This is a genomic window from Bacteroidota bacterium (assembly GCA_016706255.1).
Classification (GTDB): domain Bacteria; phylum Bacteroidota; class Bacteroidia; order Chitinophagales; family BACL12; genus UBA7236.
This window is the reverse complement of record JADJJZ010000006.1, coordinates 823,059-839,011: the sequence shown is the minus strand read 5'-3', so window position 1 is coordinate 839,011 and position 15,953 is coordinate 823,059. Positions and strand designations below refer to the sequence as shown.

General features: G+C 37.2%; 13 protein-coding genes. 4 read left to right on the top strand and 9 right to left on the bottom strand.

Annotation, left to right across the window (positions count from 1 at the left end; genetic code table 11):
• Window positions 1–29: 29 nt before the first annotated feature.
• The 7 genes from gldL to IPI65_12220 form a co-directional block, all read right to left on the bottom strand.
• Entirely contained in the window at window positions 30–854 is an 825-nt protein-coding gene (gene gldL, locus IPI65_12250; protein MBK7442285.1) for a gliding motility protein GldL, read from the bottom strand.
• Window positions 855–933: 79 nt separating this feature from the next.
• Window positions 934–2,217: an SUMF1/EgtB/PvdO family nonheme iron enzyme gene (locus IPI65_12245; GenBank protein ID MBK7442284.1), complete on the bottom strand. Its 1,284-nt coding sequence runs from the start codon at window positions 2,215–2,217 to the stop codon at window positions 934–936.
• A gap of 147 nt (window positions 2,218–2,364) precedes the next feature.
• On the bottom strand, window positions 2,365–3,357 hold the full coding sequence (locus IPI65_12240; protein MBK7442283.1) for a type IX secretion system membrane protein PorP/SprF: 993 nt from the start codon (window positions 3,355–3,357) through the stop codon (window positions 2,365–2,367).
• Window positions 3,358–3,440: 83 nt separating this feature from the next.
• On the bottom strand, window positions 3,441–5,501 hold the full coding sequence (locus tag IPI65_12235) for a thioredoxin domain-containing protein (protein MBK7442282.1): 2,061 nt from the start codon (window positions 5,499–5,501) through the stop codon (window positions 3,441–3,443).
• 156 nt (window positions 5,502–5,657) lie between these two features.
• Window positions 5,658–6,440, bottom strand: coding sequence for a uroporphyrinogen-III synthase (locus IPI65_12230; protein MBK7442281.1), 783 nt, complete (start codon window positions 6,438–6,440; stop codon window positions 5,658–5,660).
• Window positions 6,412–7,275: a DUF4271 domain-containing protein gene (locus tag IPI65_12225; protein MBK7442280.1), complete on the bottom strand. Its 864-nt coding sequence runs from the start codon at window positions 7,273–7,275 to the stop codon at window positions 6,412–6,414. Before IPI65_12225 ends, IPI65_12230 begins: the two co-directional genes overlap by 29 nt.
• A 269-nt stretch (window positions 7,276–7,544) precedes the next feature.
• Window positions 7,545–9,323, bottom strand: coding sequence for a BamA/TamA family outer membrane protein (locus IPI65_12220; GenBank protein ID MBK7442279.1), 1,779 nt, complete (start codon window positions 9,321–9,323; stop codon window positions 7,545–7,547).
• A 4-nt stretch (window positions 9,324–9,327) separates the two neighbouring features.
• Here IPI65_12220 and IPI65_12215 point away from each other — a divergent pair, with 4 nt between their 5' ends.
• Window positions 9,328–9,573: a hypothetical protein gene (locus IPI65_12215; GenBank protein ID MBK7442278.1), complete on the top strand. Its 246-nt coding sequence runs from the start codon at window positions 9,328–9,330 to the stop codon at window positions 9,571–9,573.
• Between the two features lie 11 nt (window positions 9,574–9,584).
• On the top strand, window positions 9,585–10,511 hold the full coding sequence (gene hemW, locus IPI65_12210; GenBank protein MBK7442277.1) for a radical SAM family heme chaperone HemW: 927 nt from the start codon (window positions 9,585–9,587) through the stop codon (window positions 10,509–10,511).
• A gap of 21 nt (window positions 10,512–10,532) precedes the next feature.
• Here the strand turns inward: hemW and IPI65_12205 are convergent, their stop codons facing one another.
• Together IPI65_12205 and IPI65_12200 are read right to left on the bottom strand one after the other, a co-directional pair.
• Window positions 10,533–12,542, bottom strand: coding sequence for a S9 family peptidase (locus IPI65_12205; GenBank protein ID MBK7442276.1), 2,010 nt, complete (start codon window positions 12,540–12,542; stop codon window positions 10,533–10,535).
• 162 nt (window positions 12,543–12,704) lie between these two features.
• Window positions 12,705–13,199 (bottom strand): TlpA family protein disulfide reductase, encoded by a 495-nt coding sequence (locus IPI65_12200; GenBank protein ID MBK7442275.1) that lies wholly within the window; start codon window positions 13,197–13,199, stop codon window positions 12,705–12,707.
• Between the two features lie 272 nt (window positions 13,200–13,471).
• Here IPI65_12200 and IPI65_12195 point away from each other — a divergent pair, with 272 nt between their 5' ends.
• On the top strand, window positions 13,472–15,061 hold the full coding sequence (locus IPI65_12195) for a hypothetical protein (protein ID MBK7442274.1): 1,590 nt from the start codon (window positions 13,472–13,474) through the stop codon (window positions 15,059–15,061).
• Window positions 15,062–15,080: 19 nt separating this feature from the next.
• Entirely contained in the window at window positions 15,081–15,947 is an 867-nt protein-coding gene (locus IPI65_12190) for an Omp28-related outer membrane protein (protein ID MBK7442273.1), read from the top strand.
• The last annotated feature ends 6 nt before the right edge of the window (window positions 15,948–15,953 follow it).

Here is a 15,953-nt window from a genome sequence, read left to right as displayed (position 1 = left end):
AAGTAAATGTTTATTCAATTAATTTTTATTTATGAACGGGTAGCACCCATGCTCATTGCACTCAACATGTTACCATATACACGGTTCAATGCTGATAAGTTATTTGACAACTGAGCAATTTCTTCACGGTATTTAGCAGTGTCAGTAACTGAATCCTGAAGGTTATCCATAGCACTGTTAAGGCTGCCATAGAATTTGTTCATTGCTTTTAAGTGATTGTTCGTGTCTTGTAACTCTAATTCATAAATAGCATTCAACTGACCTAAGTTTTTAGTTACCATTTGAACTTGTTCATGGTACTTAGTTGTGTCAACTGAAGATGCAGTGATTTGTTCCATTGCTTTTGCAGCATTAGAATAAGCATCGCGCATTTCAGCAACAGCCATTGAAGCGTCTTTAATTTTTGTTGAATACTCATTTGTATTAACAGCAGCATCTTGAACATCTGATAGTTTTTCAATGTTTTCGCCTAAACGTTTTAAGTTTTCACCTAAACGTTCAATCATAACAGGCTCAACTTTGCTGTCTTCTAACATTTTGTCCAACTGACGGGTAACGCTTTCGCGTGGTTCCATTTTATGAACTGCTTTTTTACCTGATTTAGCTTCTTCAACTTCAGGAGCTACATCCAGATCCGGATAGATTTTTTCCCAATAGTAATCTTTGTGAGGAGGGAGAATACCGAGCATTAAGAAGAGTACTGCTTCTGTAAGCATACCAACCATTAACATGAAATCGGCGCCTTCCCAGTGCATGATTTTGAAAAGCGCTCCAACGAGTACGACAGAAGCACCGCAACCAATGATTAGGTTTTTAATTCGTTTAAAACGATCGGATTCGAAAAATGCTGACATTTTGTTTTAAATTTTAAGTTTTTAAATGATTGTTAACAAATACAATAATTGTGTTCTCTATGCTTGGTTAGGAAATTTATTAGAAATCGCTCATTGAACGACCGAGGAAGGTCATGCAACAACGGAATCCAACATAACATTTAGCTGTATCCTGAAATTCCCAGTGACGAGAACCTGTCTGGATATAATAACTAATATCTTTCCATGATCCGCCTCTGATTACTTTACGTTTTAATGCCGGTGGATCGCTCTCCTCTGCATCATAACGATAATCAGGGTTTTCATCATGTATAAATGAGTAACTATTTTCTGAAAATGCTGTAGATGTCCATTCTGAAACGTTACCTGCCATATTATATACACCGAAATCGTTTGGTGCATAAGAATATACCTTAACGGTATAATAACCACCATCTTCAGGATAGTTACCACGGCCGGGTTTAAAGTTTGCTAAGTAACAACCTTTGGTATTTCTAACATACGGACCACCCCAAGGATAAGGAGCCTGGTCTCTTCCACCGCGTGCTGCATATTCCCATTCGTGTTCTGTAGGTAAACGGAAGTCGTCAACCTGAACTTCTTCATGGTTTCTTCTCCAGTCGTTCCAGAAATCAGAACGCCATGTTGCAAAAGCGTTAGCCTGTTTCCATGATACCCCAACTACAGGATAATCATCAAATGCAGGATGTGAAAAATACTGACGGGTCATTGGTTCATTAAATGAATAGGTATAATCGTGTACCCAAACCAATGTATCGGGATAAATAGTTACCGGTTCTTCAACAATGAAGTCGGCAATATTTTTATCGCGGTTAGATTTGCTGGCAGCTTCTTTCCATTTCACCCAACGGTAGTTATAAATCAGCTGACGTGTGTCGAGCGACTTAATTCCGTAATAAGTTTCGCTGGCTGGCAGATACAATTCTTCGAGGCGTGAACGCGTTTCTTCATCGTCCCAGTCAATTTCCTGATCCCAGTCGATAAGTGGTACTTCAGTTTCCTGACCTTCCTCTTCTTCTTTGTAGTGATCGAGTAATACGTGAGAGATGGAATCTTTTACCCAATAAACGAATTGTCTGTATTCGTTATTGGTAATCTCCGCATCATCCATGTAAAACCCTTGAATTGAAATGGACTTCGTTCGTTGCCAGAGAGAATTGTTCACATCCTGGTCGCTGGGACCGATGTGTAATGTTCCTGAAGGGATGTAAACCATTCCAAAAGGGTTTACCGGCTCCCATTCCGGACGATCTTGCATACCTAACAATTGGCCCCGGTAATCGCTCCATCCTGAGGAACTACAACCGCTTCCAACAATAATGGCTACGCATGCAAAAGTTAACAATGGCAGGTTTCTTTTCATACTTGATATGATTTGTACAATTAAATCCGTGTAAAAATAGGTTTTTTCTTCAAAATCAATAATATTTTACCACAGTTTATACACACATTTTACTTCAAAAGTGGGCTGAAATTACCAACTTTTTGCAAAATCGCAAAAAATCAGCCCTTAATGATACAGATAACGCGGGTTATTTATCATTTTTCCCGCCCGTGGACGAGCCACCGGTAACCTGTATCTCAACACAACTTCATGCGACCCCGAACTCACCGAATTTAACTCCGATAACGTAATGTCGTATGAATAACTCACCCTCCAGTTTCCTGAAAAATTTAGCCCACCAATCAGCGACACTGCATCGTAGCGGCCATTTGTGTAACCTCTAAACGATGCCCCGGCTAAAATATTATCGTTGAAAGTAAATATCGTATTCACATCTACTATCGACGATTGAAGGTCAGTTTTATAAAGAACACTCGGTGTTAACATTAACCTGCTTGTCATGTTAATGTCATATCCCACATAAACGTATCCATTGGGATTATATTGTACGTCGGTAACCGCGGTTTCCTTACTTGCCTGCAACGGAAGTAATAAATGACTCGCCGAAACACCGATTTTCAAACTTTTTCCAAAGAAATAGAGGCCTAAGGAGGCATCGGGTAACACCTCGGTTCGAAGTGTGACAGGCAAATTAGGGTCATTATGGTCGATAATACCCTCGTAATTACCAGTTGGAGTGGTTAGTTTATCGCCTCTCAGTTGCTGTTGAATAATACCACCACTTACGCCGATACTCAAAGTTGAAGTTCTGAAACGCTTATGGTAGGCATACATTGCTGAAACACCCGTATTACGCTGCTGCCCTGCTAAATCGTTACTCACTACTAAACCGGCTCCACTTGAAATTTTATAGATTGGTAAGTGAGAAGTGATAATTTGTGACACAGGAGCACCCGGCAAATTGACCCATTGATTACGCACATCGAGTGTGGAAATCCATGCATCCTCTTCTCCGGCCGCTGCAGGGTTAAAATAGGTTGGATTAAACATAAACTGGGTAAACTGCGGATCGCGCTGCCCGTAACTATATAGCTGACTGTTTTGAGCCGCTAAGCCAAAACAACATATAGAGAGGAGACTAAATAAACTGATGCGCATCTTTTTGTTACCCGATATTTTACATAAACGCCTACGAATGTTTTTTCGTATGGGAGATAAAGTTAATCCAACAATTGGTCTGTTCAAAATTTATTTAACAGTTCAATAAAATCTTGCACATTGCTGACAGGCAACTTACAGGTTTGATTTTGGCAGAGGTATATTTTATTTTCACCTTTTACAAACCTGCTTTGCAATAATGGGTATTTTTTTTCACCTGTTGTATCAGTTTGAATAATTAGGTGCGGATAATAATAATGGTAAATCACATCGCGATTTTTTTCAGCATCCAATCCGGTTATTGCTGTTTCGGCAAATGGATAAATAAATGTTAAAGCTGAGGTAAGCCAATTCCCAAATGAAGTACCATGTTTCAGCATATTTATTTTTAATTGCGCAACCATTTTTTCAGCATCGGCATAATAATTTTGATTGCCGGTTAAAATTGCCAGCTGCAACAAATTATTTACCATTACCGAATTACCACTTGGTGTTGCATTATCATAAAAATCTTTGCTGCGATAAGGTACATCTGCCTGATTTTTTTCTGTATAAAAATACAGTCCATCACCACCTGCAAAATGTGTTTTTACATAATCAGTAAATTGAACCGCCTGTTCCAGATAATTATCGTTTCCTGTAATTCCATAAACATCTAACAACGCTTGAATACAGGTTGCATAATCTTCAATAAACGCAGGATATTTTGCAGTGCCGTTTTTATAGGTGTGTAATAAACTTCCCGGCTTATTTTTATTGGTAAACGCTTTCAAAATAAATTCAATATTTTGCACTGCTACATTTCGGTAATGTTCGTTCCCTAATGCCTTATAAGCCTGAACAAATGCAGCGCACATCATGGCATTCCAGGATAAAATAATTTTATCATCCAAACCCGGCTTAATACGCTGATTACGGTATTTCAACAAGCGTTGTTCAATAGAATTAAGTTTAGTTCGAACTGCTTCTGTATCAATTTGTTGCGCTGCTGCAATTTCAGCATCTGTTTGTGTTCTGAATAAAATATTTGTGTGTTCCCAATTACCTGTAGGTGTGCAATTAAAAACGGTTTTTGCAAATTCAAAATCATCTTTTAAAACTTCAAATAATTCATCTTGTGTGAAGGTATAAAACTTACCCTCCTCTCCTTCTGAATCTGCATCATATGAAGCATAAAATCCATATTCGCTGCTCATCAATTCTGTTTCTATAAAATGTAATGTTTGGGTTACTACATGCGCGTAATCTGCATTGCTGCTTGCTCGATAAGCTTCACTATATAAACTCACCAGTAATGCATTATCGTATAACATTTTTTCAAAATGCGGAATCATCCATTTGCTGTCAACGGTATAACGTGCAAACCCTCCTGCAAGATGATCATAAATTCCGCCCAACATCATTTTGCGCAACGATAAATGTATTTGTTTTTCGATTTGTTCATTCGGTTCGAAAAAATTATATCTGACCAAAAATAGTAATGTCATAGCACCCGGAAATTTAGGTGCATTTCCAAAACCACCATTGATTAAATCAAATTGTTGTTCGATACTTTTTACGGCAGTATTTATTTCTTCTTTTGTAAATATTTTTTCGGTAATGGCAATTGATGTTTGGTCAATAAAAGCATTGTCCATTTTTAACAGATGTTCTTTCAACAATTGCGCTTGTTCTTCAACTTTATCTCTTTCGTTGGCGAAAATATTTTTCATGTACATCAGTACATCCAACCACGACGGTTTTCCATAAGCCGGTTTTGGAGGAAAGTAAGTGCCACCGCTAAAAGGTAATTTTTCAGGGGTTAGAAATACATTCAGCGGCCAGCCGCCGGCGCCGGTTAACAGCTGACAGGCATTCATGTAAATATGGTCAACATCGGGTCTTTCTTCCCTGTCTACCTTGATATTTACAAAATAGGTATTCATAAACTCAGCAGTGGCAGGGTTTTCAAAACTTTCGTGTTCCATTACGTGACACCAATGACATGCTACATAGCCGATTGAAACCAAAATGGGTTTGTCTTCATCTTTAGCTTTTTTAAAAGCAGCATCACCCCATGGAAACCACTCAACAGGATTATGTGCATGCTGCAAAAGATAAGGCGAAGTTTCGTGTATGAGGTGATTTGAAAATTGTTTGTCCATAATGGTTTGAATAATATTACGAAGTTACAACCGCATGTTGCATAAATGAACATGACGCAAGTGAAATATTGAATAAAAATGCCTTTGCTTGTGACAATTAATTCACAATCAATTAATAAGTAAAAATTGAAACGGCCTTTTGGGGTGAAGAAAAAATTATTTCTTTTTATTTGCAGACGCCAAATAATTGTCGATTGCCATAATAATAGAAGGTGAAGATGGCGAAGGAGCACTGAGATCGATGCGCAGATTTTGTTCTTCCATTGCCTTGAAAGTAGCGGCACCCATACATCCTATACGTAAATCGCCTTGTTCAAAATCAGGGAAATTTTGGAATAAGCTGGTAACACCGGTTGGGGTAAACAGTACAATCATATCGTAACCAATTTTACCTTTCATGTCGGTAAGATCGGCCGGTACTGTTTCGTAAATCATAGCCTCAACAAAATCGGCATTATTATTTTTAAGGTATTCGGTATAAATATCTTTGTGATTAACAGTGCAGGGGAAAATAAATTTTTCGGAGATATGTTTTTTCAACAAATCGAAGAGTTCACTTTCTTTTCCTGAACCATAAAACACTTTACGTTTACGATACTGGATATATTTTTGAAGATAAACTGCTATAGCCTCGGTAACACAAAAATATTTGGTCATTTCAGGCATTCGAATACGCAGCTCCTCACATACTCTGAAAAAATGGTCGATGGCATTGCGGCTGGTGAAGATAACTGCAGTATAATCTAGAATATTGATGCGCTGTTTTCTGAATTCCTTAGCCGATAAACCTCTTACCTGAATAAATTGACGGAAATCAATTTTAATTTTATACTTCTCCGCCAGATCCTGATAAGGGGATTTAGGTATCTCCGGGGGTTTCGGCTGTGAAATTAATATTGACTTAACTGGTTTAATTACAGGTTGTTGGCTGTTGTTCATCGGCAAATTTTTTTGCTTCACCTAAGCCCAATTGAGTGAAAACCTTTATGGCTATCAACAATGGGGCTATTTCGAGGGCGCAAATATACAGCAAAAAATACACGAAATGAAACCGCCCTGTAAGCCGCAGCGCAGTAAAACCCTTTACAAACCTTATCAGCAGTGCAATTCCGATGAGTATAAGTGTTCCGGCAATTGCCCAATCGCTAACCGGAGGATCGGCAAAAGCGGCCAGAATTATGAATGGGAGCATACCGATTCCCAGCAAATGGTAAATAACAAGTGCATTAAACCTGAAAAATTGTAACGCGTTGGAAATCTTGAATGTAGAACCTAAAATTCTATAGCTTAATCCTTTGATGAGATACAGCACCCCTACTCCGCCAATACATAGGATGATATTGTAGAATGCAACATCAAAAGGTAGTGGAACCTCATAATATCTGGCTAGCAGGAAAATAAAAATACCTGCACTACAGGCAAAATTAAAAAAGGTGAGCAGTTTAAAAATGTTAGCCGAAAATTCACGGTCGCGATAAATTTGCTGACCCAGATTTGAATTAACAATAACGGTAATATTTTCTGATAATTCTTTCGCAAATACGTATCGCAGCCAGGTTACGTAACCAAGCATGATTAATAACAAAACCGGTAAAATAAAATCCTTTACCGTAACATGCTTAATTGCAGGCTGGTCAATAACAGGAGGCCCCGTGTTTATGCTGAATATGCTGTCGTAGCCGATTTTATCAAATTCCAGCATGCGCAATACTGCCTGCGTATCAACAGGGTAAACTTTTGCGGGTTTTAACGGTGCAAGGGTTGGGATTTGCATGTTGTTGGTTATCCCCGCATTAGACAAAGTATCGACAGATTGCCCTGATAATGCAGCTGTAAAGTAAAAAATCAACAATATGGCAGGTAAACGAAATTTCACTGTTGTATAAACTGTTTCCGCGTGTAAAATTTTATTGAATCAATTTTATGCTGCCTGTTGCACAGCATTTTCGGCTATTATGTTCAAAGATACCTGCTTTTGTGACATTTTTTTTAATTAGGCCGTGGAAATATGGTGATTATGCGTGGCCTATAACAAAGGTTATTTTAGAAATAATTTACATATCCGAAATGGATTTTTGTGTTACGTAAACTTACCGGGTTGTTTTGCTGACTTCCCAATGCATAGGTAAGTCCAAAAATACCGGCCTTTGTTTCAAAGTTTACTGCTGCGCCGAAGCCAATTGGGGTATCTCTGCTAAGCGTGGTTCCTGCTGCGTTTTCGGTGTAAGCGGCATCAACAAATAAAGCGGCGAAGGCATTTTGCGATAATAAATAGCGCAGTTCTGCAGTGGCGATGTGATACTGAGATGCTGTAATACTTTGTTCATCAAAACCGCGCATAATGGCATTACCACCAATGCGATAAAGTTCATTTTGTAATAAGTAATCATTAATTATAGCTGCTCCTTGTGTTTTAAGCAATAAAGTTGTTCTTGTAATGAGTGGAATATAACAGCTAACTGTGTAATGATATTTTATGGATAATGTTTTTAAATCGACGGAATCATATAATGATGCAAAATCATATGTTGGATCAAAGGGGTTGGATAATCCTGTAATGGTTGCATTTTCAAGAATTGTTTTTGTGCCGACAGTAGCGCCAATATTAAATGCAAATCCTTTGTAAGGATTAAAACGATAATTTAGTTTTTCAAAATTCCAGGTTAAGCCATAAGCACGTTCATTTAAGTCGAGTGATGCCGGTAATTGTAAATTGGCTAAAACAAAAGCCGTATCCGGAGATAAAACCGCAGAGCTATAAAATGACGCAACCGCTTTTAAATGATTATTTCCGATTAACTGATATAAGATGCCTGCGGTAGTAGTGCGTTCTAAAAATGTTGAGTCTTTGAGATACAGGCTGAATGCGCCTTCCAGCCCGAGTGGCAACCCGGGTAAGTAGGGATAAGTTAGGGCAGTTTGTAATTCTTTGGAAGTACTTTCCAACTTCGAAAAATGAAAATTAAATAGTTCACCAGCATTAAAAATATTTTGTAATTGTAATCGCCCCTCTCCTGTTATAATTAACCGTCCGGTAATTTCATTATTTGGTAAAACACCAATTAAAAAATCGAATGTACTTGATTGTTTTTCATCGAGATAAACAATTACTGTTGCCCTGTTGCCGGAAAATTCGATACGTGTTTTTTTTGTTCTTACAGCAAAGGGAATTTCTTTTAATCTATTGTCTAAATCATTTAATAATTGTTGATTATAAACACCTCCTGATTCGATTCCGGTGTATTGTTTTAAGTAATTAGGACTCAGCACAAGATTGCCGACAATACGCAGTGTATCAAATTCGATAAATTGATTTTTTTTGAATTGAAGGGTTGCGGCAATAGTTGTATCATTCCATTGTATACTATCTAAATTAACCGTTGCAAAGGGAAATCCATTTTGTTCAGCGAAGTTTAACATACTGCGCATCAATTTCACCAAAGTGGTATAATTGAACAATTTACCATCAATATCTTTTTTGCGATAACCTGCACCGCTGAGTATAAACGCATCCGTTTCGGTCACATTTAGTGTAGTCCAGAAAACTTGCTTCCCGGGAACAACCTGCATGGTGATAGTATCACCGGAAGCATGAATTGTATTAGCTGTCGCAGTGATATAACCGGCTTGATAATAGCGGACTAATATTGTATTAATATAATTATTTTGTTCGGGAAGGGAATAAAATGCAATCGCTTCGTCAGTATGGGCTTTTTGTTTCTCGAGTTGGGGATGTTCAATAATGAGCCACGAAGTATCCTGAGCCGGCAAATTGCCGGCGAGGATAATAATTATACAGGCGAAAAGTAATTTCAACTTCATCGTGATGATTGCAAATTTACAGATACATTTGCACAGCATGTTATACAACGAAAATAAAGCAGGTATTTATATCCATATTCCTTTCTGCAAAAAGGCTTGTGTGTATTGCAACTTTCACTTTTCGACATCATTGCTGCTGAAGCCTGAAATGCTCAAGGCTATTCAACAGGAAATTATTGAACGTAAACACTATCTCCCCAACAAAAAAATTCAAAGTATTTATTTTGGCGGAGGTACACCTCATTATTAAGTGGAAATGAGGTGCAAACCATTATCGATTTAATACAGCAGGAATTTATTGTTGAGCCGGATGCGGAAATTACTTTAGAAGCAAATCCGGATGATATTCATGAGGGATATCTTCAAACAATTTTGGCAGCAGGTGTAAATCGCATCAGTATCGGAATTCAATCTTTTGATAATAATGATTTAGAATGGATGAATCGTTCGCATGATGCTATGCAGGCTGAAAACAGTTTGAAATTAATTGCAGCGGCAGGATTTAAAAAGGTAACTGCTGATTTAATATATGGCATTCCCGGTTCTACACATGAGGCCTGGCGAAAACATATTGAAAAGGTGATTCCTTACGTAAATCATATTTCCTGTTATGCTTTAACAGTGGAGCCTAAAACAGTATTGCAACATTTAATAACGAAAGGTAAATCGTTGCCGGTTGATGAAAATCATACTGCAGAACAATTTGAAATTTTAACTGCAACATTAAAATCTGCCGGATTTGAACATTACGAAATAAGCAATTTTGCAAAAAATGGCGCTTATGCGCTGCATAATACTGCTTATTGGATGGGCAATCATTATTTAGGAATAGGACCTTCAGCACATTCTTACAATGGTATTGAAAGAGCATGGAATATCAGTAACAATGCACATTATGTCAAAAATATTTTGGGCGGAATTTCTTTTAACGAAATAGAAATATTAACGCCTGTTCAACAAATGAATGAAATGCTATTAACTTCACTGAGAACAATGTGGGGTTTAGATGTAGCATTGTTTCGCGAACGATTTGGAGAAAAAAATGCGCTCATTCTTGAAAAACAATTTCCTAAGTTAATTCAGGAAGCGTTGTTGGAAATTAAAAACACACATGTAATTATTACTGAACGCGGCAAATTTCTTGCAGATGGTATCATCAGTAATTTATTTTTTGATGATAACGATTAATGTTATCTCCCCCCAAAAAAATTAAGGTTTGGCATTTGTACCTTCAGCAGGCATATTTTCAGTCAAAAATCCAATAAGCGTTTTGTAAAATGCAAGTCGATTTTCTTCCAATTTAAACCCATGACCTTCATTTTCTTTTAGCATATAAACCACATTAACATCACGGTTGCGCAATGCATCAACCATTTGTTCTGATTCGCCTTTATTTACGCGCGGGTCGTTACCACCTTGTGCTATAAATAACGGCACCTTAATATTTTCAACGTGAAAAACAGGAGATGCATTGTATAATAATAAACTATCTTTCAACGGGTGGCCGATCATTTCGTATAACATTTCTTTTTCAGGCTCCCAATAGGAAGGCAAATTATTAAGTAAAGTAAATAAATTAGATGGCCCAACATATGAAATGGCGCAGTTATAAATATCAGGTGTAAAAGTTGCTCCTGCCAATGCAGCATATCCGCCATAGGAAGAACCGAAAATGGCAATTTTATTTTTATCGGCAATACCTTCTTTAATTAACCAGTTGGCGCCGTCGGTAATATCATCCTGCATTTTTTTTCCCCATTCTTTAAATCCTGCAGTGGTGAAATTTTTTCCATACCCATAACTGCCGCGAAAATTAATTTGTAATACCGCATATCCTCTACTGGCCAACAATTGCACATCAGCCCGATAACCCCAATAATCGCGCGCTGTGGGGCCGCCGTGTACTAAAATTACGGTAGGTAAATCTTTGCCTTTACTTCCTTTAGGAATTGTGAGATAACCGGTAATTGGCAATCCGTCGCGGGCTACAAATCCTGCCGGTTCCATATCGCTCATTTGCTCACGTTGTATATTGGGATTTACTGTTGCTAAATGTGTAATTAAATTTTCATCAGCATGATATAAATAAAAATCGCCCGGCGTTTTATCATTATATGTTCTTACAATAAAATGGTTTTCATTGTCATCAAAACTATTAAAATAAATATCATCTCCGGGGAATTTTTGTTCCAGCTCCTGATAAATTTTTTTCAGGTCGTTATCAAAAAATACCAGATGTTTTTTATCGGTAGCATAATAAGCAGAAACCAAATTATGATTTTTCGGACTGCGTTCAGCATAAATAATATCAACATCGGGATGCTCCAGAATTATTTCTGGATTTTCAGGATGAGCTGGATCAATTTTTACCAATGCTGTTTTATCGCGGTTTAAATTTGAGAGAGCGTAAATAAATTTATTGTTTTCATCAAAAAATAATGGCTCAACCATATCTTTCCAATCGCTGACAAGTAATGAGCGAAATGGTTCTGATTCGTTATCGCGATATAATAAATGTGTTTTAGTTCCTTTTTCCACGCTCACCGCCATACGTAACTTGCCGTTGTTGTCTGCCTTCCAGATGGTTATTGGATTAGACATATCTTTATTGGAAGCGAGTTGAGTTTTTTCTCCGGTTTTAATGTTTAAACGATAAGGTTCAAAAAGCGCAGGATTATTTTTATTCATGGCAATAATAACCTCATCAGGAAAATCATGTAGTTCATCAATAACTTCTATGCGCACATTTTGTTCCGGTGTAAGGTCACGTTTATTTTTTCCATCGCGGTCAATGGCATATAATTTATAATTTTCATCCCCGTCGGCATCCTTTATATATAATAAGGTATTATCGTTTTTCCAGAAATAATTAGTGATATCCCGTTCGGTATCAGTAGTAATTCGAACCGGTGGTTCTGCAATATCTGCGCGCTGAACAAAAATATTTAAACGCGATTCAAACGGGCCGAGATAAGCGATATATTCGCCACTCGGAGAAATGGTGAAATTTGTTTTCTCAGGATTTTTAAAAAATGATTCAACAGGAATTTTTCCTTTATCGAGTGTAATTAAACGATTAATTTCAATCGAGTCGTTTATAACCTGATGTGGTTCATCGGGAGAACATCTTGCAATTGACAAAACCGATATACTTCCGGCAATGATCAACACAATAAATAAACCAAAACTCAATAACTTTTTACTCCCAAAACGAATCATAAGCAAACAAATTTACCTTGAATAACAACATATAGATGTTATAACATTCCAAAAATGAACAACCATTAACAGTGTTTAACATCTTATATGATAGTAATTGGCATTTTCAGGCACAAAAAAAGGAAACCAAATGGTTTCCTTCAAATTATTTTTAACAAAAGCTTACTCTTTGGATAATACGATGATTTTATCTTCCAGCTCATATTCATCACCTTCAATATAACCGGTATGTTTATCGGTAATTACGCCTGCTTTATTTGTAATTACGGTAAATGGAACCGATTGTCCGCCCAATAAGCGTTGTAACTCTTTATTTGTATCTAATAATACGGTATAAGTCCAACCCTGACCTTCAGCATAAGATTTTACGTTTGCTTTTGTTTTAGCATCATCGATAGAAACCGCAATAATTTCTACATTATAATCTTTTTGCCAGTCGGCATATATTTCGTTGATATTGTTCAATTCTTCTTTACAAGGAACACACCAGGTAGCCCAAAAGCTGAATATCTGAATGGTGCTGTCTTTTCCATAGTCTGCAATATTTACTTTGTTGCCATTAATATCATAAAGGGTAATTTCCGGCAATGCGTCCTGCGCTTTAACTGCACTGAAGCCAATTAATAAGGTTAAAATCAAAAACCCGAATTTTTTCATTTTTTAACGGTTTAGAGGTTCAAAGATATGCTTTGGAGTCAATATTTATGCCATAAAACTGCAGTTTAAACGTTGCTAAAGGGTAACACGGTTCCTTTTTGACAAAAAAATGGCAAAAAAGTCGATTTGGTTATAGTTGCCTGATATACCTGATTTTGCGCTGAAAATGCAGTTGACTAAATGTTTGTTTTATAACGAATTTGAGGCTTGTAGCTGAGGGCAATAAAGCATTTCGGCACAAGTGTTAACTTAGCGGCGGAAATCCAATCTGTATGAGAAAATTACTAAGTGTTTTGTTTTTTACAATGGTTATGAGCCGGGCATTCAGCCAGGGCAGTTTTTCGGGCGATCTACAATTGAATACGGAGTTTTATCAAAGCGATTCGGCCATTGGAGCCACGGGTACACCACATTATGATAATTTACTGAGTGGTGCTTATGGCTGGTTAAGCACTTATTACAGAAACGAACCGATTGGCCTTGAGGTTGGAGTTCGGTTGGATATGTTTAATAATGCCAATTTGCACAATCCGGGCATACCTTATACCGATGCAGGCATTGGCAGGTGGTATATTTCAAAAAAACTGGATGCATTAACCATAACAGGAGGACATATTTATGAGCAGTTTGGAAGCGGGATTGTTTATCGTGCTTATGAGGAGCGACCGCTTGGAATTGACAATGCACTTTTTGGTTTGGAACTGAAATATGCGATTAATGAAAACTGGACCGCTAAGGTTTTGGGCGGTCAAATGAAAGATTTATTCAGTCGTTTTGACCCTGTTATTAAAGGTGCAACTATTGAGGGTATGATTCCAACCAAAAACCAGGCAATTGTGATTGCACCGGGTGCTTCGTTTTTAAACAGGACATTAGACCAGGATAATATGGATATTATAGTTGGGCAGATCAACAGTTATGATTTAGATGATCGTTTTGTGCCAAAATATAATATGTATGCCGGTTCGATTTTTAATACGCTGACAGTTAAAGATGTAAGCTGGTATGTTGAATATGCCAAAAAATCGAATGAAGCTATAAATGATATTACCGGACAATTAGTTGATCAGGATGGAAGTGTGTTATATACTTCATTAGCGTATTCAACAAGTAAAATAGGCAATGGATTTGGCGTAACAGGCCAATTGCGTATTGTAGATAATTGGGTAATGCGTACATCGCCAAATGAAACTTTATTGGATGGTATTATGGATTATTTACCATCGCTGACAAAACAAAATTCATTGCGTTTAACAGCACGTTATCAGGCAGTTGCACAGGAATTGGGGGAATTAGCTTATCAAATAAACGGAACATTTACACCAAAAAAGGGTTATACTTTTAATGCAAATTATTCGAAAGTAACTAACGATAGTTTAGATTTGTTTCAGGAAATTTTTGTTGATTTTGAAATGCGCAAAACGAAATATAAATTATTGTTAGGTGGTCAAATGATTAATTATAATCAGGAAGTATTTGAAAATGAACCTGATCGTCCGATGGTACAAACAATAACACCATTTGCGGAGCTGACCTACAAATTCGACAGAAAAAAATCGATGCGTGTTGAATTACAGTATCAAAACTGCAAGCAGGATTATGGAAGCTGGGTTTATGGATTATTAGAATATAATATTGCACCAAAATGGAGTTTTGCGGTAAGTGACATGTGGAATTATGAACCTTTACGCACGGAAGAAGCGTTACATTATTATTCGGTTTTTGCAGGTTATACGCATAAATCGTCGCGTTTAACGTTAAATTATGTAAAACAAATTGCAGGTATCGTTTGCACCGGCGGTGTTTGTCGTTACGAACCTGCCTTCAGTGGATTAAAAGCAGGATTTACCACAACATTTTAAATTGTTAAATTACTATACAATGAAAAGAATTAAAGTATCACATTTGGTTGGATTGTCGGCAGGCGTATTATTTTTTAGTGCCATAACTGCGTGTAAAGAAGTGGGTCCTGAAATCAATCTTACAGAAACAGATTATGTAACATATATTGAAACACCGGAAGCGCCGCAGGATAAAATTGTATTGATTGAAGATTTTACCGGAGCAGCTTGCCCAAATTGTCCTGATGGGCACATCGCAATTACCGATGCCCTAACGGCAAATCCGGGAAAAGCGATTGCAATTGCCGAGTATAATTATTTTGCAGATCCACTTTATATTGAACAAAATTTTTTAACTGATGAGGCATTAAATATGAATGGCTATTTAGGTCCGGTTACAGGATGGCCTGCTATTTTTATTGACAGAAAAGATTTTGGCGGAGATGACTATCTTGCTGAACTTCCTGAGAACGTAGGTACATTTACAGCTGATCAAACTGCAGCATCTACACCTGTTAATTTATATGTAGAAAATGTTTATGATGCAGCGAGCAGATTATTGACAGTACGTGTAAAAATAAAATACACGTCAGCAGTTACTACAGTAAATAATTTGAGTATTTCCTTAACCGAAAGCGCAATAGTTGCTGCTCAAATAGATGATAATGTTGGCGGTGAGGTTGAAGATTATATTCATAATCATGTATTAAGAAAAATGCTGACTTATTACACCGGTGATGCATTGCCTGAAGAAAATATTGCGGGCAGGGTTTATGAATTTGAATATACGTATACTATACCTGAAACATGGAATGCTGAAAATATGAATGTTGTGGCATTCGTGCATAATTATGAAACAGATAATAAAGAAGTATTACAGGCTGTGGAAGGTGAGGTAGTGGAATAAATATAA